The organism is Pseudomonas sp. IT-P2 (assembly GCF_949767575.1).
Classification (GTDB): Bacteria; Pseudomonadota; Gammaproteobacteria; order Pseudomonadales; family Pseudomonadaceae; genus Aquipseudomonas; species Aquipseudomonas pharyngis.
Genome location: NZ_CATKQA010000001.1, coordinates 99063 through 117925, shown reverse-complemented (window position 1 = coordinate 117925; position 18863 = coordinate 99063). Strand labels below are relative to the sequence as shown.

The 18863-nt window shown below is 59.2% G+C and carries 18 protein-coding genes and 1 pseudogene; 5 read left to right on the top strand and 14 right to left on the bottom strand.

Translation table 11 applies throughout. The annotated features are described in order from the left end of the window. The first annotated feature begins 31 nt into the window (after positions 1 to 31). Positions 32 to 1810, top strand: a complete 1779-nt coding sequence (locus tag ACM6JM_RS00600; protein ID WP_414881145.1) for an acyl-CoA dehydrogenase C-terminal domain-containing protein — start codon at positions 32 to 34, stop codon at positions 1808 to 1810. Between the two features lie 227 nt (positions 1811 to 2037). On the opposite strand, the gene ACM6JM_RS00595 is transcribed toward ACM6JM_RS00600, so the two are convergent. Beyond that, positions 2038 to 2967: a LysR family transcriptional regulator gene (locus ACM6JM_RS00595; protein ID WP_064380308.1), complete on the bottom strand. Its 930-nt coding sequence runs from the start codon at positions 2965 to 2967 to the stop codon at positions 2038 to 2040. A 169-nt stretch (positions 2968 to 3136) separates the two neighbouring features. Here ACM6JM_RS00595 and ACM6JM_RS00590 point away from each other — a divergent pair, with 169 nt between their 5' ends. The 4 genes and pseudogenes from ACM6JM_RS00590 (at position 3137) to ACM6JM_RS00575 (ending at position 5466) form a co-directional block, all read left to right on the top strand. Beyond that, entirely contained in the window at positions 3137 to 4420 is a 1284-nt protein-coding gene (locus ACM6JM_RS00590; protein ID WP_414881144.1) for an aspartate aminotransferase family protein, read from the top strand. Between the two features lie 252 nt (positions 4421 to 4672). Further along, a pseudogene (locus tag ACM6JM_RS00585) lies at positions 4673 to 4870 on the top strand (type II toxin-antitoxin system RelE/ParE family toxin); the annotation flags it as partial. A 9-nt stretch (positions 4871 to 4879) separates the two neighbouring features. Further along, on the top strand, positions 4880 to 5200 hold the full coding sequence (locus tag ACM6JM_RS00580) for a helix-turn-helix domain-containing protein (RefSeq protein WP_039768053.1): 321 nt from the start codon (positions 4880 to 4882) through the stop codon (positions 5198 to 5200). A gap of 107 nt (positions 5201 to 5307) precedes the next feature. Continuing rightward, positions 5308 to 5466: a YqaE/Pmp3 family membrane protein gene (locus ACM6JM_RS00575; protein ID WP_003228885.1), complete on the top strand. Its 159-nt coding sequence runs from the start codon at positions 5308 to 5310 to the stop codon at positions 5464 to 5466. A gap of 3 nt (positions 5467 to 5469) precedes the next feature. Here ACM6JM_RS00575 and ACM6JM_RS00570 read toward each other — a convergent pair whose 3' ends face one another. The 13 genes from ACM6JM_RS00570 to ACM6JM_RS00510 form a co-directional block, all read right to left on the bottom strand. Further along, positions 5470 to 7278: a S9 family peptidase gene (locus tag ACM6JM_RS00570; RefSeq protein ID WP_414881143.1), complete on the bottom strand. Its 1809-nt coding sequence runs from the start codon at positions 7276 to 7278 to the stop codon at positions 5470 to 5472. Continuing rightward, complete coding sequence (gene pqqE, locus ACM6JM_RS00565) at positions 7244 to 8416, bottom strand: pyrroloquinoline quinone biosynthesis protein PqqE (protein ID WP_414881142.1); 1173 nt, start codon at positions 8414 to 8416, stop codon at positions 7244 to 7246. The genes ACM6JM_RS00570 and pqqE overlap by 35 nt, the downstream gene beginning before the upstream one ends. Beyond that, positions 8388 to 8663 (bottom strand): pyrroloquinoline quinone biosynthesis peptide chaperone PqqD, encoded by a 276-nt coding sequence (gene pqqD / locus ACM6JM_RS00560; protein WP_414881141.1) that lies wholly within the window; start codon positions 8661 to 8663, stop codon positions 8388 to 8390. Before pqqD ends, pqqE begins: the two co-directional genes overlap by 29 nt. Continuing rightward, positions 8660 to 9412 (bottom strand): pyrroloquinoline-quinone synthase PqqC, encoded by a 753-nt coding sequence (gene pqqC / locus ACM6JM_RS00555; protein ID WP_414881140.1) that lies wholly within the window; start codon positions 9410 to 9412, stop codon positions 8660 to 8662. Before pqqC ends, pqqD begins: the two co-directional genes overlap by 4 nt. A gap of 21 nt (positions 9413 to 9433) precedes the next feature. After that, positions 9434 to 10345 (bottom strand): pyrroloquinoline quinone biosynthesis protein PqqB, encoded by a 912-nt coding sequence (gene pqqB, locus ACM6JM_RS00550; protein ID WP_414881139.1) that lies wholly within the window; start codon positions 10343 to 10345, stop codon positions 9434 to 9436. An 84-nt stretch (positions 10346 to 10429) separates the two neighbouring features. Beyond that, a complete protein-coding gene (gene pqqA, locus ACM6JM_RS00545; protein ID WP_003444522.1) occupies positions 10430 to 10504 on the bottom strand; it encodes a pyrroloquinoline quinone precursor peptide PqqA in 75 nt (24 codons plus the stop codon). A 159-nt stretch (positions 10505 to 10663) separates the two neighbouring features. Then, the gene (pqqF, locus tag ACM6JM_RS00540; protein WP_414881138.1) at positions 10664 to 13090 is read right to left on the bottom strand and encodes a pyrroloquinoline quinone biosynthesis protein PqqF; all 2427 of its coding nucleotides are present in this window, start codon (positions 13088 to 13090) and stop codon (positions 10664 to 10666) included. A 38-nt stretch (positions 13091 to 13128) separates the two neighbouring features. After that, a complete protein-coding gene (locus ACM6JM_RS00535; RefSeq protein ID WP_039768060.1) occupies positions 13129 to 13923 on the bottom strand; it encodes a carbon-nitrogen hydrolase family protein in 795 nt (264 codons plus the stop codon). Positions 13924 to 13935: 12 nt separating this feature from the next. After that, positions 13936 to 15618 carry a flavin monoamine oxidase family protein gene (locus ACM6JM_RS00530; RefSeq protein WP_414881137.1) on the bottom strand — a complete coding sequence of 561 codons (1683 nt, stop codon included), beginning with the start codon at positions 15616 to 15618 and terminating at the stop codon, positions 13936 to 13938. Positions 15619 to 15764: 146 nt separating this feature from the next. After that, positions 15765 to 16226 (bottom strand): Lrp/AsnC family transcriptional regulator, encoded by a 462-nt coding sequence (locus ACM6JM_RS00525; protein ID WP_064599860.1) that lies wholly within the window; start codon positions 16224 to 16226, stop codon positions 15765 to 15767. A 167-nt stretch (positions 16227 to 16393) separates the two neighbouring features. Further along, positions 16394 to 17146, bottom strand: a complete 753-nt coding sequence (locus ACM6JM_RS00520; protein WP_210709710.1) for a hypothetical protein — start codon at positions 17144 to 17146, stop codon at positions 16394 to 16396. Positions 17147 to 17494: 348 nt separating this feature from the next. Beyond that, entirely contained in the window at positions 17495 to 18205 is a 711-nt protein-coding gene (locus ACM6JM_RS00515; RefSeq protein ID WP_414881136.1) for a DUF6977 family protein, read from the bottom strand. 14 nt (positions 18206 to 18219) lie between these two features. Beyond that, the gene (locus ACM6JM_RS00510; RefSeq protein WP_414881135.1) at positions 18220 to 18849 is read right to left on the bottom strand and encodes a DarT ssDNA thymidine ADP-ribosyltransferase family protein; all 630 of its coding nucleotides are present in this window, start codon (positions 18847 to 18849) and stop codon (positions 18220 to 18222) included. Positions 18850 to 18863: the final 14 nt, after the last annotated feature.

Sequence of the window (18863 nt, the reverse complement as noted above, 5' to 3'; positions counted from 1 at the left end):
ATCACCTGTTTAGATCTTTGCGAGGTTTGCCATGGCTGACTACAAAGCGCCGCTGCGCGATATGCGCTTCGTCCTCAATGAAGTGTTCGAAGTCGCCAAACTCTGGGCGGAACTGCCGGCACTGGCCGAAACAGTGGACGCGGAAACCGTCGAAGCCATTCTCGAAGAGGCCGGCAAGGTCACCAGCAAAAGCATCGCGCCCCTGAGCCGTGCCGCCGACGAAGAAGGCTGCCACTGGGCCGACGGTGCCGTCACCACGCCGGCCGGTTTCCCACAGGCCTACCAGACTTATGCCGAAGGCGGCTGGGTCGGTGTTGGCGGTGATCCGGCCTACGGCGGCATGGGCATGCCAAAAGCCGTATCGGCCCAGGTCGAAGAGATGGTCAACTCCGCCAGCCTGGCCTTCGGTCTGTATCCGATGCTGACCGCCGGCGCCTGCCTGTCGATCAACGCCCACGCCAGCGAAGAACTGAAAGCCGCTTACCTGCCGAACATGTACGCCGGTGTCTGGGCCGGTTCCATGTGCCTGACCGAGCCGCACGCCGGCACCGACCTGGGCATCATTCGCACCAAGGCCGAACCTCAGGCCGACGGTTCCTACAAGGTCAGCGGCACCAAGATCTTCATCACCGGCGGTGAGCATGACCTGACCGAAAACATCATCCACCTGGTGCTGGCCAAACTGCCGGACGCACCGGCGGGGCCGAAAGGCATTTCGCTGTTCCTGGTGCCGAAGTTCATGGTCAATGCCGATGGCAGCCTGGGCGCGCGCAACCCGGCGAACTGCGGTTCGATCGAACACAAGATGGGCATCCAGGCCTCTGCCACCTGTGTGATGAACTTCGACGAAGCCGTGGGTTACCTGGTCGGCGAGCCGAACAAGGGCCTGGCGGCGATGTTTACCATGATGAACTACGAGCGTCTGGGCGTCGGTATCCAGGGCCTGGCCACCGGCGAGCGCTCGTACCAGAACGCCATCGAATACGCCCGCGACCGCCTGCAAAGCCGTTCGCCGACCGGCGCGCAGAACAAGGACAAGGTCGCCGACCCGATCATCGTTCACCCGGACGTGCGTCGCATGTTGCTGACCATGAAAGCCTCGAACGAAGGCGGCCGTGCGTTCTCCACTTACGTGGCGATGCAGCTCGACACCGCCAAGTTCAGCGAAGACGCCGCGACCCGCAAGCGTGCGGAAGATCTGGTGGCCTTGCTGACGCCAGTGGCCAAGGCGTTCCTGACCGATCTGGGTCTGGAAACCACCGTCCACGGTCAGCAAATCTTCGGCGGCCACGGCTACATCCGCGAGTGGGGCCAGGAGCAACTGGTGCGGGATGTGCGCATCACGCAGATCTACGAAGGCACCAACGGCATTCAGGCGCTGGACCTGGTGGGTCGCAAGATCGTCGGCAGCGGCGGCGCGTTCTACAAGCTGTTCGCCGACGAGATCCGCCATTTCACTGCGACCGCCAGTGCCGATCTGGGCGAGTTCACCAAACCGCTGAATGACGCTGTCGACACCCTCAACGAGTTGACCTCATGGCTGCTGGACCGGGCGAAAACCAACCCGAACGAAATCGGCGCGGCGTCGGTCGAGTACCTGCAAGTGTTTGGCTACACCGCTTACGCCTACATGTGGGCGCTGATGGCCAAGGCATCGCTGGGCAAAGAAGCGCAGGACGATTTCTACGCGAGCAAACTCGGCACGGCACGGTTCTATTTCGCCCGTCTGCTGCCGCGGATTCACTCGCTGAGTGCGTCGGTCAAGGCTGGCAGCGAGTCGCTGTTCCTGCTGGACGCTGCGCAGTTCTGATGATGTAACGTCATGTAAGCGATCGCTTACATGACGTGCTGCTGTTCTCCCATAGGCGTGGATTGGATCCAGAGCTAATCTACTTTCCATGGACGTCGCGCAGGAAGCGCAAAGCAACAACACGGACACGTAGGATTCTGCCAGGGTGGCGGAGTGAAATGGATGTCAGGGAAACAGTCTGCAAAGCCCCGCTTCGGCGGGGTTTTCTTATGCCCGCAGAAAAGTTTTCAGCTCAGCGCGTCCAGCGGCGGCGCACCTTTCAGCGGTTTGTCCTCACGCTGCATCACCTCTTCCAGCAACGTTCGCAGCAAGGCCAATGGCGCCTGCTGGCGTTGCACATCGCGACACACCAGCCCGACCTTCAACGGTACACGCGGCTCACTCAACGGTTTCCACAACAGATCCTGATCGTCGTACTCCTTTTGCGAACGACCGGGTAGCACCGTCGCCAGACGCGTATGCGGCAGGCTGTCTAGAATCCCCACCATGTTGTTCAGCTCGGCCTGCACTTGCGGGCGACGTCCGAGGCTGGCCAGTTGGGCCTGCCAGATCTGACGGATCTGAAATTCTTCGCCTAATAGCAGCATCGGCAATTCGGCGGCCTGGCTCATCGAGACTTTCTTGAATTCCCGCAGCGGATGATCCGCCGGGATGACCAGCGTCAGCTCATCTTCGTACAGCATCACGCCGTGCAGACCGGGTTGGCGTGGCGGCAAATAGCTGATGCCGATATCCAGTGAGCCGTTGAGCAGGCGCCGCTCGATCTCAAGCCCGGTCAATTCATAAATCTGTACCACCAGATGCGGCTGGGCCTTGCGCACTCGCTCGAGCATTTGCGGCACCAGGCTGGTGTGCACGGTCTGTAGCACGCCTATCGCCAATGTGCGCAGTGCCTGACCCTTGAAGTTGCCCAGCGCCTCGCGCGCCCGCTGCATGCCGTCGAGCAGCGGCAGGGCGTGGTTGTACAAGGTATGGGCGGCGAGGGTCGGCAACAGGCGTTTGCTGCTGCGTTCGAACAGGGTGACGTCGAGGTTTTGTTCCAGGTGGCGAATCTGCTGGGACAGCGCGGGCTGAGAGATCGACAGGCGCTCGGCGGCGCGTCCGACATGCCCTTCTTCGTAGACCGCGACGAAATAACGCAGTTGTTTGAAATCCATAAGTAACACTTATCGAAAATGCTGAGAAATCGAAATGGCTCGACGCCGTGAACCGGCCTAGTCTAACCGCATTCACAAGGCTTACAGGGCCGGAAAGCGCCATGACCAGCGTTTGTTTCGAAAGTCTTTACATAGGCAGTTCAAAAAACCTCGAGCGAGGTTTTTTTCAATGAATCTGTTCAGTTTGCGGCGCCAGACGCCGAGCCTAGATGACCTGGCTTTTGAAACCCAAGAATCGAACGTCGCTGATGGCCTGAATGCCGAGCGTCTGATGCCCAGCGTCGAGCGCCCGCGGCAGGTATTCGTTCGCGGCCAGGGCTCCTGGCTATGGGACAGCTATGACCGCGCCTACCTGGACTTTTCCCAGGCCGGCGGCGCCAACAGCCTCGGCCACAGCCCTTCGGCGCTGGTCAAGGCCATCGCCAGCCAGGCCCAGGCCCTGATCAATCCCGGTTTCAATCTGCACAACCGCGGCATGCTCAGCCTTGCCGAGCGCCTGTGTGCCAGCACTGCCAGCGATCAGGCGCACCTGCTCAACAGCGGCAGTGAGGCCTGTGAAGCGGCGATCAAACTGGCGCGCAAATGGGGTCAACTGCATCGCGGTGGCGCTTCGCGGATCATTGTCGCCAGACAAGGCTGCCACGGACGTAGTCTGGCGACGATTTCGGCGTCGGACAGTTGCAACCTGCACAACCGCTTCGCGCCGCTGCTGCCGGGTTTCGATCTGGTGCCGTTCAATGACCTGCCGGCGCTGCATGCGGCTGTTGATGCGCAGACCGTGGCGATCATGCTTGAACCGATCCAGAGCGATGCCGGAGTAATCCCGGCGACCGAGCATTACCTCAAGGGTGTCGAACGTCTGTGCCGGGAGCTGGGGATTCTGCTGATTCTCGACGAGGTGCAGACGGGTATCGGCCGCTGCGGCACCTTGCTCGCCGAACAGTCCTACGGGGTGCGCGCCGATATCGTCGTGCTCGGCAAAGGCCTCGGCGGTGGCGTGCCGTTGGCCGCGTTGCTGGCGCGAGGCAAGGCCTGCTGTTTCGAACCCGGCGAATTGGGCGGTACGCATCACGGCAACGCGCTGATGACCGCCGCCGGCCTGGTGGTGCTCGACAGCGTGCAGGACCGCGCCTTCCTCGAACAGATCCGGGACAACGGCCAGCATCTGCGCGAAGGGCTCGCCCGTCTGGCCCATCGTTATGAACATGGCGAGTTGCGCGGGCAAGGGCTGTTCTGGGGACTGATCCTGTCGGAAGACTCCGCCGAGGCCGTCGTCAAAGCCGCACTTCACGAAGGTTTGCTGCTCAACGCCCCGCAAGCCAACTGCCTGCGCTTCACCCCGGCGCTCAACGTCAGCAAGGCCAACATCGACGAAATGCTCCTGCGTCTGGCCCGCGCCTTCTCCCGGGTCCGCACCGCGCAATTGCAATGCCGCAAGGGAATTGCCGTCTGAGCTGAAGTTTCCCACCCGAATTCAAGAACCGTCTCGCGGTATAACGCACGCCCCACGCCTGATTCTTTTGGCGTGGGGCGTTTTTTTGTGGCCGGATTTTTCCATTGCGGTTTATTGCTTGAGGGACCGCCGCTGCAGTGTTTATTTAGCCGGCTTCGGCAAGGATTGCCGAAGCCGGCAGAACACCCTCGTCGAAAGACAGGCTTTGTAATCTATACCACTGAGTGGTATGTTTTTTTGGAAGGGATACCGATGTCGTTCAGGTTGTTCAAGACAAAAGGTTTTGCGATACAGGCCAGCAAAGCATGGATCACCGACGACGAGCTTCGCGAGGCTTTTGCCGAGATGCTTGATGGGCAGGCGGACAATCTGGGAGGCGGAGTCTGGAAGAAGCGCCTGAAAGAAAATCGCTACCGTTCGATCGTTCTGGCCAAAGGCGGGCGTTCGTGGAGATAACTCATGAGTAAAAAATTCAAGAGTGACGTATTTGAATCAGTGCACGAGTCGGCCAGTGCTCTGCATGCAGTCGGCGCTATCAGCAAGGCAACGATGCGTGAGTTTGATGAGTCGTGCCTTGCAGCGGTCCCGGATGCGATTCCTGCGGAGCAGATCAAGGCGTTGCGTGAGCGCAACAATGTCAGCCAGCCAGTGTTCGCACGTTATTTGAACACCAGCGCATCGACCGTCAAACAATGGGAATCAGGGGATAAGCATCCAAGCGGAATGGCTTTGAAGCTGCTCAGCATTGTGCAGAAACACGGTCTGCAAATACTGGCTTGAGTGGTCTTGCGCACTCTGTCTGGCGATAGCACTGAACCCTGACAAACGGCACAGGTCGATTAGCTTGTATGGCTCAGGTGAGCCAACCCCCAATCAGGAGCTTCCCCATGGACTTTATCCGCATCATCATCGCCATTCTGTTGCCGCCACTGGGTGTGTTTCTGCAGGTCGGGTTCGGCGGCGCGTTCTGGCTGAACATTCTGCTGACGTTGTGCGGTTACATCCCGGGGATCGTGCACGCGGTGTACATCATCGCCAAGCGCTGAGTCTCAATCCGTCAGGCCCATCACTCGCTGGTAGAACCGCCATTCCTGCTCCAGCGCATGGGCCTGATTGGCGGCCCGGCGGAAGCCGTGACGTTCATCGGCGTAGTAATGCGCTTCGACCTCAATGCCGTTTTGCTCCAGGGCCGCGACCATGTCGCGGGTCTGTTGCGGCACGACCACGGCGTCCAGCTCACCTTGGAAGAAGATCACCGGTACGCGAATGTTGCCTGCGTGCAGCAACGGCGTGCGGGCGGTGTAGCGTTCGGCATCTTTCTCGGGATCTCCGATCAGCCAGTCCAGGTAATCGCCTTCGAACTTGTGTGTTGCGCGGGCCAGGGCCACCGGGTCGCTGACGCCGTACAGGCTGGCGCCGGCGCGAAATACCTGATGGAACGCCAGGGCACATAGCGTCGTGTAACCACCGGCGCTGCCGCCACGGATGAATGCACGATCACCGTCGATCATGTCGCGACCATTAAGGTAGGCCACGACCGCACACGCGTCCTCGACGTCCACCGCGCCCCAACTCAGATGCAGCGCCTGCCGATACTCCCGCCCATAGCCGCTGCTGCCACGGTAGTTGAGGTCGGCGACGGCGAACCCGCGTTGTGTCCAGTACTGAATGCGCGGGTCGAGCATCGGGTAGCAGGCTGATGTCGGGCCGCCGTGGATGAACACCACCAGCGGCGGTTTCGCATCGCCATTCGTGGCCGGGTAAAAGAAACCGTGTGCTTCACCCGAACCGCTGGGGTAGCGCAGGGTTTGCGGACGGCTGATGCGCTCGGCTGGCAGCGGTGCGACACCGCCAGCCAGGACATTCACCTCATGAGATTCGCGATCAATGGCGATCACCGCTGAAGGGCTGACCGGTGAGGCGGCAATGCAGTAAACAAATTGATCATCGACAGCCAGATGACGGAAGCGGCTGTAATCACCGGTGAAGTCTTCGCCGTTGAGCGCCAGACGACCGAAACCGCCTTCGCTCCAGCTCGCCAGAAAGCTTTCGCCGGCGGGCAGCCAGGTGCAGCCGCCAAGTTGCCATGGGGCTGGAGCGTGATCGGCTTCGGCGCTGGCTAACGGTTGCAAGCCGTTTGCCGACTCGACCCACGGTTGCCAATAACCATCACGATCGGTCAGACAGCCCAGTCGGCCATTGGCATCAAAACGCGGTTGCTGGATCGACTCTTCAAGGGTTTGACCCGCCACGCAACGCGGGGCGGAAAATCCATTGGACGAGCGCTCGGCGAGCATCAGTCGTGTGGATGTCCACGGCTGATGCGGACGGCTCCACTCGATCCACGCCAGGCGCTGACCGTCCGGACTGATGATCGGCGACGCATAAAAATCCGCGCCTTCAACCAGCATTTGGCGGTCGCCATTCGCCAGATCGATAGCCACCAGCCGATGGCGATCACCGTTCTCTTCAACGGCCAGCACCTGCCCGTCGGCGTAGTTCAGATCGCCATAACGACACTCGCCAGACGTCAATGCCACGGGCTCGCCATCCAGGGTCTGGCGATACAGCTGCTGATCCGCCTCGTTAACGAAAACCACCCCGTCAGGCGTCAGACAAAACGCCCCACCGCCATATTCGTACACCCGGCTGCGCACGCTGAAACCCGCGGGCGTCAGACATTTCTCCGCGCCATCGTGCCAGTGCCAGATCCGGCACGCGGCGTCTGTCGGGCGATATTCATTCCAGAACAAACCCTGGGCGCCGAGCTGCAATTCGGCGAAGTCCACGCCGGCGGCAACCGCGGCGGTGGCGCTGAAAGGCTCAGCCTTTGGCGATGAGGCGCGAGTTTCGTTCATTGCGAAAGGCCAATTGTTCGATGGTCTGGGTGGCGTGCTCGGCTTCTTCGCGGGCCTTGAGGATCACACCGTGATGTTCGGACTTGCTGCACACCGGATCGGCATTGCTTGCATCGCCGGTGAGCATGAATGCCTGGCAGCGGCAGCCGCCGAAATCCTGTTCCTTTTCGTCACAGGAGCGGCACGGCTCGGGCATCCAGTCATAGCCGCGAAAGCGGTTGAAGCCGAACGAGTCGTACCAGATGTGCTGCATGCTGTGGTCGCGCACATTGGGAAATTGTACCGGCAGCTGTCGGGCGCCATGACAGGGCAGGGCGGTGCCGTCCGGTGTGACTGTCAGAAACAGACTGCCCCAGCCGTTCATGCAGGCTTTCGGGCGCTCCTCGTAGTAGTCCGGGGTGACGAAAATCAGCTTGCACGGATGCCCTTCGGCTTCCAGCTTGGCGCGGTATTCGTTGGTGATGCGTTCGGCGCGGATCAGTTGTTCCTTGGTCGGCAACAGGCCAACACGATTGAGCTGCGCCCAACCGTAGAACTGGCAGGTGGCGAGTTCGACGAAATCGGCCTCCAGCGCGATGCACAGCTCAATGATGCGGTCGATCTTGTCGATGTTGTGCCGATGGGTGACGAAGTTCAGCACCATCGGATAGCCGTGGGCCTTTACGGCACGGGCCATTTCCAGTTTCTGCGCGAAGGCTTTTTTCGAGCCGGCGAGCAGGTTGTTCACTTGCTCGTCGCTGGCCTGGAAACTGATCTGGATGTGATCGAGTCCGGCCTTCTTGAAGTCGCTGATCTTCTGTTCGGTCAGGCCGATGCCGGAGGTGATCAGGTTGGTGTAGAAACCCAGCTGACGCGCTTCACGGATCAGCTCGGCGAGGTCCTGGCGCACCAGCGGCTCGCCCCCGGAAAAGCCCAGCTGCGCCGCGCCCATCTCCCGCGCTTCGCGGAACACCTTGATCCACTGCTCGGTGCTCAGCTCTTTGCCCTGCTCGGCGAAATCCAGCGGATTGGAGCAATACGGGCATTGCAGCGGGCAACGGTAGGTCAGCTCGGCGAGCAGCCACAGCGGCAGGCCGACTTCCGGTTTGGCCGGGACTTGCACCGATGACTCAGGCAAGTTCGATCCAGTGTTGCGCACGGGCAACCTCCATGAATTGCTCGATGTCGTCACTGAGCTCGGGCACGCCGGGGAACTGTCTGTCGAGTTCGGCGATGATTGCCGCGACATCCCGTTCACCGTCGATCAGACCGCCGATCAGCGCGGCACTTTCGTTGAGCTTGATCATGCCTTCCGGGTACAGCAGCACGTGGCCTTTCTGGGCCGGTTCGTACTGGAAACGGTAGCCGGGACGCCAGGTCGGGGTCTTGCTGCGGTCGAAACTCATAAGGCGAGTCCTTTATGCCAGACCCGTTGATCGGTGACGCTGTGATACGGCGGGCGGTTCAGTTCGTAGGCCATGCTCATGGCATCGAGCATGCTCCAAAGGATGTCCAGTTTGAACTGGAGAATTTCCAGCATGCGCTCCTGACCTTCGCGGGTCTTATAGTGCTCCAGCGTAATCGCCAGACCATGCTCGACATCGCGCCGGGCCTGACCGAGACGGGTGCGGAAATATTCGTAGCCGGCCGGGTCGATCCACGGGTAATGCTGTGGCCAGCTGTCGAGACGCGACTGGTGGATCTGCGGCGCGAACAGTTCGGTCAAAGAGCTGCTGGCAGCTTCCTGCCAACTGGCGCGGCGGGCGAAGTTGACGTAGGCATCGACGGCGAAACGCACGCCGGGCAGCACCAGTTCCTGGGAACGCAATTGATCCGGATCGAGACCGACGGCCTGGCCCAGACGCAGCCAGGCTTCGATGCCGCCGTCCTCACCGGGCGCGCCGTCGTGGTCGAGCAGGCGCTGAATCCATTCGCGGCGGATCTCGCGATCCGGGCAGTTGGCGAGGATCGCTGCGTCTTTCAGGGGAATGTTCACCTGATAGTAGAAGCGGTTGGCGACCCAGCCCTGGATCTGCTCGCGGGTGGCCCGGCCTTCATACATCGCCACGTGATACGGGTGATGAATGTGGTAATAGGCGCCCTTGGCGCGCAGGGCCGCTTCGAATTCGGCGGGGGACAGCGGGGTGTCGGTCATTGCGGTTCTCCGGGCCATTCGTTACAGGACGATGCTCATGCCGTCATACGCCACTTCAACATTGCGCCGCACCAGTTCCGCGCGCTCCGGAGAGTCTTCGTCGAGAATCGGGTTGGTGTTGTTGATGTGGATAAGCACCTTGCGCTGTTCGGGAAGCTGCTCCAGCACTTCGAGCATGCCGCCAGGGCCGTTCTGCGCCAGGTGGCCCATTTCGCGGCCGGTGCGGGTGCCGACGCCACGACGCTGCATTTCATCGTCGTCCCACATCGTCCCGTCCACCAGCACGCAGTCGCTGCCGGCCATGATTTCCAGCAATGGCGCGTCGACTTTGCCCAAACCCGGCGCGTAGAACAATTTGCCGCCGGTGCCGAGGTCTTCGACGATCAGGCCGATGTTGTCGCCCGGATGCGGGTCGAAGCGGTGCGGCGAGTAGGGCGGTGCGGCGCTGCGCAACGGCAGCGGGGTGAAGCGCAGGTTCGGGCAGGCGGCGACGGTGAAGCTCTGGTCGAGTTCGATGCGGTTCCAGTCCAGCCCGCCGTTCCAGTGCTTGAGTATGGTGAACAGCGGAAAACCGGTGCTCAGGTCTTCGTGGACCATGTCCGTGCACCAGACCTGATGCGGGCAACCTTCGCGCAGGCTGAGCAGACCGGTGGTGTGGTCGATCTGGCTGTCCATCAGGATGATCGCGCTGATGCCGGTGTCTCGCAGGGCGCGGCCCGGCTGCATCGGGGCGAAGCTCTGAAGCTGCGCGCGGATGTCCGGCGAGGCATTGCACAGCACCCAGTTCACGCCGTCATCGGAAATCGCGATGGACGATTGGGTACGGGCCTGGGCATTCAGGCTGCCATCGCGAAAACCGGCGCAATTGACGCAGTTGCAGTTCCACTGCGGAAAACCGCCACCGGCGGCCGAACCCAGAATCTGGACGAACATGAACGCTCCATCATTTCAACGCTGAAAATAAAACGCCCCGGCGAGCCGAGGCGTTGCACTGCAGTGTTCTGCTTGAGGCAGGACTCAGCGGCTGGCGAAGTACATGGTGACTTCGAAGCCGATGCGCAGGTCGGTGTAAGCAGGTTTGGTCCAGGCCATCGGGTGACTCCTTTTTCAGGTGGGTGGGATAGCGCTATCCATAGGTATAGTCCACGGCAGCGCAGGGATGTTCCAAATAGTTAGGTGGCTATGTTACTCAAAATTTCAGGGGGTTTGCCCGTGAATCTTTGAGAAAGCTCCTTGCAGCCCCGGTAATGATCAATTTGCCGCTTGCCACGGTGCGCCCGGCGAAGGGCTGTTGGCCAGGACGTGCCAGCCGCCTTCGACGCGGATTAAACAGTGTGCGGCGGCCAGCAATGCCTCGCGGTCAAGCTGACTTATGGCATTGCTCAGCTGAATCAGGTAATCCGACGAGTGGCCGGCAAGTTTTGCCTGCCACAGAAGTTCGGCAGCCTCCTTGCCGGGCAGAATGCCGGCATCCAGGTGTACGGCAAGGATCTGGCGCTGCTCGACGAGGAAGGCATCATCAATGTTTTCGATCAGCGCGGGGATGCCTTCGATGAACTGTTGAACGTGATCGAGCAGTTGCGCGGGAGTGGCGGTCGGCGATTGCACGCCGAACTGCCATCCACCCTGGCCGTGTACCTGTCTGAAAGCACTGAACACCGCGTATCCCAGTTGCAATTCACCTCGTAGCCGCTGATAGAACGGCGTGTGGCACAGGTGCGCAAGGAAGCGCCACGCGGCTTCGCTGGGAATGTCCGGTCTGGCGGTCGGGCAGAACAGCAGTAATGCGTGTTCGCTGGAGGCGGTGTCGAACTGATCCCAGCGAAGTTGTGCGTGGAATGCCGGCAGGGTCGGTAATTCATTGGATGGCTTGCCGGGAATGCGGCTCAGGGCCAGTCCCATGGCCGATTGGGTATGGGCATCGAGACCCAGCGCCAGACCATCCCAACGGGAAGTTGTCCACAGCTGCTTGGCATCATCGGATTGCGCAACCACGGGCAGGCAACGCTCCGGCCATGCCTTGAGCAATTGACGGATCAGCATCGACGGCACTGGCGGCTCATCGCTTGGCGAATCGCCGTCAACCTGCGTCAGATATTTCAGCGCATGTTCCAGCACTACGGGCAGTGTGTCCTGCAGGCCGGTCAATTTCAGCAGCCACTGATTACCCGTAGTGCTGAAGGACAACTCCACCCCGGCCTGACGCGCGTCGTCATACACTTCCCGCAGGCTGCGTTGCAGTTTCGCTTGCAGCTCGGCCGTGGCCGCCGCCTCCGTCTGCCAGCGCACATACACCGTACCTTCGTCACCGTTATCCGGCAGCGCCTGGCTGAATTGCATTGGCGAGCGTTCGCGGCGGCTGCGCGAACGATCCTGAGCAAACGTGCGCAGGCCTCGGTGGGCGCTGGTCTGGCCGCGGATCAGACCGGCGTTTGCCAGCGGCTCGGCTGCGCGCAGAAACGGGTTGGCAGCGGGCAGATGCCAGTGACTGCTGAAGTTATCCACAGCGCCGATTTTGCCGAGAATCACTTTGAGCGCCGTAACGGCCGCGTCGGACAGTCCGCTCTCGAGTTGTTCGCTGTCGAGTCGCGCCAGTTGCAACGCACCGCTGACCTGCTGCTGACGCTGAAGCTGTGCCGAATATTCCTCCCGCAAAGTCGGCCAGTCCTGCTGGGCTGCGAAGAAGCTCAACCAGTCGAGAAACTGCGCGCGGATGGCGTCGAGTGGACCGGATGGCGTCGTGAATTGAAGGTGCAGCAAAGCCTGCTCAGCAAATTGGTAGGGCACACAGGCCTGTAAACCTTCCGCCAGACCCTGCTGCTGCAAATGGGTGAGCAAGCCACCGGGTTTGGCGCTGTTCAACCCGTGGCAGAGAAACGCCAGCGCTTCGGCCGACGACTCCGGTAACTCCTCCAACGCAAACAGCAGATTGCCGAGACGCTCGCCGGCCTGTTGATAACTTTCCTCAGCGTTGCCCATCAAGCGTACGGGGGCTGCCTGTGCAGTTTTATCCCCAGGCGTCAGCGTGGCGGCAAACTGTTCGGCCAGCGTGCGCAGCTCTTCAACACTCTGCGGCCCGACCAGGCTCAGGGTCATCTGCCCGGTGCGGTAGAACTGCTGGTGGAAGTCTTTCAATGCCTGTTGAAAGTCCGCTTGCTCCACCGGCAGGCTGTCGCGGTTTCCGGCGTGGAAACCGCGCAACGGATGTTCCGCTGACAAACCTTCGAACAGCGCTTCTTTCTGCTGAGCCGCAGCATCCTGCGTCCACGCGACAAACTCCGCCTGCAACACTTCCCGTTCCCGCAACTGATCGTCCGGATTCATACGCGGATGGGCGAGCATGTCTGACAGACGCTCCAGCCCGGCGCTGAACGACGCTGGCGGCAATTCAAAGAAGAAATCGGTGGTGCGCTCGCGGGTGCTGGCATTCACCTGGCCGCCGTGACCTTGCACGTAGGCCATCAGCCCTTGCTGTGCAGGAAATCGCTCGGTGCCGAGAAACAGCAGATGCTCAAGGAAGTGCGCCAGCCCCGGCCATGCCAACGGCACGTCATGACTGCCGGCCGCCACTCGCAACGCAGCGGCGCTGCGTTTCAGGCCGGGCACGTGACGCAGGGTCACGCGCAAGCCGTTGGCCAGGGTTTCGGTGTGGGGGCGGGGGTGAGTCGGCGCAGGCATGGGCACTTCCAGAGCAGTGAAGTGCCAATGCTAGCGGATTAGCGCTTGTTGAGCGCGTCGTAAAGTTCGGGACGGCGGTCGTTGAAGTAACGGTTGGCGCTACGGGAGTCGACCATCAACTGGCGATCCAGCTCACCGACGATCAGTGCTTCATCCAATCCTGCCTGGGCGATGCGGCTGCCATCCGGCGCGGCGATGCTGCTTTGCCCGCAGTAATGGATGTCGCCCTCGTGGCCGCAATAGTTGGCGTACGCCACGTAGCACTGGTTTTCGAAAGCCCGGGAGCGCACGGAGACGTCGGCAATGAAATCGAAAGGAATCATGTTGGCTGTCGGCACCAGAATCAGCTCGGCACCTTCAAGGGCCAGGCGCCGGGCGTTTTCCGGGAACTCCAGGTCGTAGCAGATCAGGAACCCGAGCTTCCAGCCGTTGAGCTCGACGATGGGAAACTCGCCATCGCCGGCGCTGAACATCGAACGATCCAGATCGCCGAACAGATGCGTCTTGCGGTAATTGCACAGGCGCTCGCCCTTTGAGTCGATCAACTGCACGGCGTTGTAGATCTGTCCTTCGGCGGTGCGCTCAGGGTAACCGTAAAGAATCGCCAGGCCGGCAGCCTTGGCGATCCGTCCGACTTGCTGCGCCCACTCACCGTTGTAGACCTCGGCCAATGTCGCGACTGCCTCCTTGCCGATGTTGTAGCCGGTGAGAAACATCTCCGGCACCACCAGCAGATCGGCGCCTTTGGCCTCCATCGCCAGTTGATGCAGGCGCTGAAGGTTGGCGGCGGGTTCCAGTGGCAGCGGTGGACATTGGTAAAGGGCTACGCGCATCGGGGATTCCTCTTACTCGGGCAGGGCGATCGGGCCGATGTCGTTGAACACATCGCCCGGGCCGGGGTTCTCTTTATGTGTGGACCCGCCGAAGTGCTTCATGATTCCCCACACCGCGTTGAGCGACGTTTGCACCGCGCCTTCAACCCAGGCCGGCGTCCACGACACGTCGTCACCGGCGATGAAAATCCCGCGCTGCTCCGGCGGCATGTCGTCCTGCATGAAGTGCGCGTACATGCGCTGGTTGTAGCGATAGTGGCCGGGCAGGGCGCCCTTGAACGCGCCGAGGAAGTGCGGGTCGGCTTCCCAGGACACGGTGATCGGATCGCCGATGATCCGCGCGGCGATGTCGACCTTCGGGTAGATCTTCTTCAGCGCATCCAGCGCCAGTTTCACGCGTTTTTCCACCGGGTGCGGGAGCATCTTCAGCGCATCGCTCATCCACGAGTACGACAGGCAGATCACGCCCGGTTTGTCGTCGCCGTTGTCGAACAGGTAAGTACCACGGGTCAGGCGATCAGTGAGGGTCATGCTCATCAGGTCGCGGCCGGTTTCCGGGTCCTTGTCCTTCCAGAACGGGCGGTCGACCATCACGAAGGTCTTCGACGATTGCATGTAGCGAGTGCGGTCCAGCGCCATCCACATCTTCTGCGAGAACAGGGTCTCGTCGCATTCGATCTGGGTGGTCAGCAGCCAGCTCTGGCAGGTGGTCAGTACGGCCGCGTATTCGCGGGTGTCGCCGTTGTTGTCGGTGACTGCGAAGCGTCCGTCAGGCGCGTGGGCGATTTTCTTCACCCCGGAGCGCGGGGCGCCGTGGTGCAGCGATTTCAGGCTGGTGCCTTGCGGCCAGTGTACGCAGCGTTCCGGCGCATGACGCCAGATGCCTTGCGGCACTTGTTCCACACCGCCGACCACCAGGTGCTGGTGATCGTCGCAGTTGGTCATCACCACACGGAAGATTTCCAGCATCGAGTTGGGGAAGTCCGAGTCCCAGCCGCCAGTACCGAAACCGACCTGACCGAACACTTCGCGGTGATGAAACGACAGTTTGGCGAAGGCTTTCGATGTGGCAACGAAGTCGTAGAAGGTGCGGTCGTCCCACAGCGGTACGAGGGTGTTCCACAGTTCCTTGAGGCGTGGCACGTCGCGGTCGCGGATCGCCTGCTGGATATCGGCGAACTGCGAGCCGGCCTCCAAAGCGTCGGCCCAAGCGTCAGCCACTTCCTGGAACAGCGCAGGAAGATCCTTCAGGCTCTGTGCGTAATGGGTTTTGCCTTCCAGGTCGATCACGGTGCTGCCGGAGGCCGGCGTCAGCGGGTTGGGGAAGGGCCTGGTCTCGAGGCCGAGTTTGTCGACGTAGTGATAGAACGCGGTGGAAGACACCGGGAAGCGCATGCCGCCGAGCTCGGCGACGATGCCGTCGGTACCGTTGAACGCTTGCGAACGCAGACGGCCGCCTAGCTTCGAGGCCTCATACACGACCGGTTTCAAGCCGAGCTTCATCAGCTCATACGCCGCCACCAGACCGGCGATGCCGGCCCCGACGATGGCCACTTCGGCGCCGTGGTTGTGCTCGGGAATGCTGCCCAGACCAGCCGGGTGTTCGATCCAGTCGTCGAAGGCGAAAGGGAAGTCCGGGCCAAAAATGGTGATCGGTTTCTTACCGTCTGCAGGATGGCGATTGTGCTTGTTCATGGCTGACCTTGCTGGCGACCCGAGGCTGGAGGCGCGTCTGAGTATAGGAAAAGATGCCAGCCATTCTAGGGAGCGTAGAACACGTTAATAAGACGCAATGTGTCGTCGTTTTGAGTGTTTGAGCTGCAATGTGACGATGGTGATGATCAAACTGGATGCCCGCGATCAATCTTGCTGCTGAGGATGATCGACGTCGTGGTCTTCTCCACGCCGTCTACGCTGCCGATCTGATCCAGAAGCTGATCGAGTTGTTCCGGTGAATCGGTCCGCAGCCAGGCTACGTAGTCAAATTCACCACTCACCGCGCACAATTGCTGCACTTGGGCCATCGCGCTCAACCGGCGCAGCACCTCTTTGCCGGAGCGTGGCTGCACTTTGATTCCGACGTAAGCCTGCAGCCCGCCATCTACCACACGCTGGCCCAGACGCACGCCGTAACCAGTGATGACCTTGGCCTTTTCCAGTCGCGCCAGTCGTGAAGTCACGGTGGTGCGGGCGATCCCCAATTGCCGGGCCAGCATCGCCACGCTTTCGCGGGCGTTGATTTGCAGGGCAGCGATCAGCTGGCGGTCGATTTCATCGAGCACGGGTGGGCGGATGTCGGACAAAGAGGTTCTCCATGGCGTGCGGATTACTGGTCCGTATGTTACAGGCTCGTTTGGCGAGACGCTTGTGAGAGGCCACTGGGCAGTTGGTGGTGTGTGGCCGTTGTCGAATAGAGGGAAATGCTGAGTCGACAAAGCCGCGGTTTACGCGGCTTTTTACATCTGCGGATTCAGGCTTCTGATTTTTTACATTGCCTGCTCAGGACATGTTCGATGAGTTCGACTTGAAAGCGATAGCGGGCGCTGACTTGTTTAAGTAACAACGCACCCAGAGACAGGCCTAGCACCATGGCAATGATCATCAACAGTGCAGTATTTCCCCAATTACCCAACACAAAACCGGCTTCAAGGGTTTTGCCAAGCCATGGAAAACCACCAAACTCCTTGGCGCAAACATAAGCTGTTCCCAGCAGGGCGAGCCCTGCCGTTTTTTCTCCAAAGAAATAAGCGACCCTTGCTTCTGCTCGGGTGATCTTTAGCTGCAGCCAGTATTTCGCTTCTTGTAGCACCGAAATCGCATGGTGCTGGAGTGAGTCGACCAACGTATTTTCATGCCTTATATCGTCGATCATGTTTTTCAGACTGATAGTTTTCCATCGTTTGAGAATGCAGATTTGCGCCACGATGGGAGTCAGGAACGAGAGCAGTACAGACACCGTCGAGGTAAAAATTAACACCAGTGCCAGGTCTTTTCCCCACATGGGAAGTGATTTGATGGAGCTATGCCAATAGGCCATGCAGCCCGCCAACGCAATTCCTCCCGCTCCGAAGCCTAGGAACAAGTTGGTCAATCTGTCGGCATTGACTTCCAGTTTGGTCCTGCGTGCTTTCGCTTTGAGCGGTTCGCAGGTATTCAGGTATTCGAGAACCTTGATGGTTTGTTCAATAGTGTTCTCTGGAATTTCCTTTTCCATGTTGCTCATTTTTTGCTCCAGTTGATGCAAGAGTCCGTCTTGGCATTGATGCAATGCCAGATGGGGCTTGAGTGCTTCCAGTGCACTTATGTTCCAAATACAAAAAAAGGTTTATGCCGTTGGCATAAACCTTTGTCTTGTTTGGTGGGCCCACACGGACTTGAACCGTGGACCAAAGGATTATGAGCCCTACACTAGGACCAGCGATTACGGATTTTCCAGTGAAGACGTCAACATTTATGGTGTGTTAAATCCCATATTTCCCGCAAGAACCGGAAAGCGTTGGACATTTTTTGGACACCCCTACCCTTGTCCCTGAATCGGTGGATGGAGGGGAGCGGCTACGGCGGCTACTAGCTAGCCGATCCAGTCATTTTGTATATTGTTATTTTGATGAGCATTACTAATCACCGCTCCCTTGACGGTTCTCAAAAACGCATCCTTGGAAGAAGTTGCATCATCAAGCATCCGTCTTCTGTACAAAGATACAAATAAAGCTATTGAGTAGGCTTGGCAGTTGATGGAGCGTGCCGGGTTAAATTCAATGTCTGTGAACCCGGAATATTCAACCAGAGCGTCAATAATATTGAGTGGTTGTTTTTTTAGTGCGTTAATGTAAAGCCAGTCATAAAAGGCTGTGCGTGGTTCAAGATCCCAATCAGTATTGAAGAAGCTGAATTTTACTAGGCGTCCTGAATTTTGGATTCGTTCATCTTTTTTTGCCTCACGGGACGTTAATCCAAAAATATCTTTATACGGGCCCCCTCGCTCAAAGACCTTACTACCTTGGAAAGCGCACTCGACACTCATGCTCAGGTTGTGTTTTAGGGTAGTGAAGCGAAGGTTAAAGGCGCTCAAAGCGACACCTAACTCATCCTTGGACTTGCTAGAAACTTCAAGAATCTTACTGACTGATGGTATCGCTCTACGAGCCGCCTCGTGAAGCGACTCTATAGATTTTTGCTTTTGCGACACAGCCATCCCAGGGTGCCACGTGAAGTCCACGAGCCTTGTTTCAGCCAGTGTTTCTCCCTCTGGTGTAGGGATGAAAATTGGTCTTTCGGCCATCGTATTACCTTGTTTTAACGGACGAAGGAGCGAGAAGCAAAAAAGCCTTGCCCAGCTTGATTTACCCTTATATCACGATCTCCGCAAATCTGTTTACTAGCGCTGAGGGCTTTAGCGTTCTCAAAAATCACTCCGAAAATAAGCTCTGGTTCAATTATATCGAATACCAACACCTCGGCTTGGCTATCGGTTGGGTCAAACGGTTTTAGACGTTGCTCTGTACGCGTTTGATGCCCTTCTATCTCGGCAAACATACCTTGGAAAGCACCAAGGGTTTTCAGGTTCGCCAACTGCTGTTCGCTAATGCGGTTATCGGCTGCATTGTGGCAGCAAAACGCGCAGTCCTTTTCCCAAAGAACGGAGGGTTTGATTCCAAGGACAACCCATTCAATGCCAGGGTTTTCTTGACGGTATTTATAAAACATTCGGAAATTTGGAAAGCTTACAGAAAGTGAAGTTCCATCCAAATGCCCATCCAGTCGCAGCTGATCGTTAATCAGGGGGGTAATTCCAATCTCATCCTTTCGGCTCAGTGGATAGAGGCCGTGTTTCAGAATGGTTGGTAAATTAGCTGCGCGAGTGAAGTGAACCAGTTGCGGTATCTTCAGTTCTTGCGCCTGAGTTTGAATATCCTTAGGTGGCATGCGTCGTTCCTTGG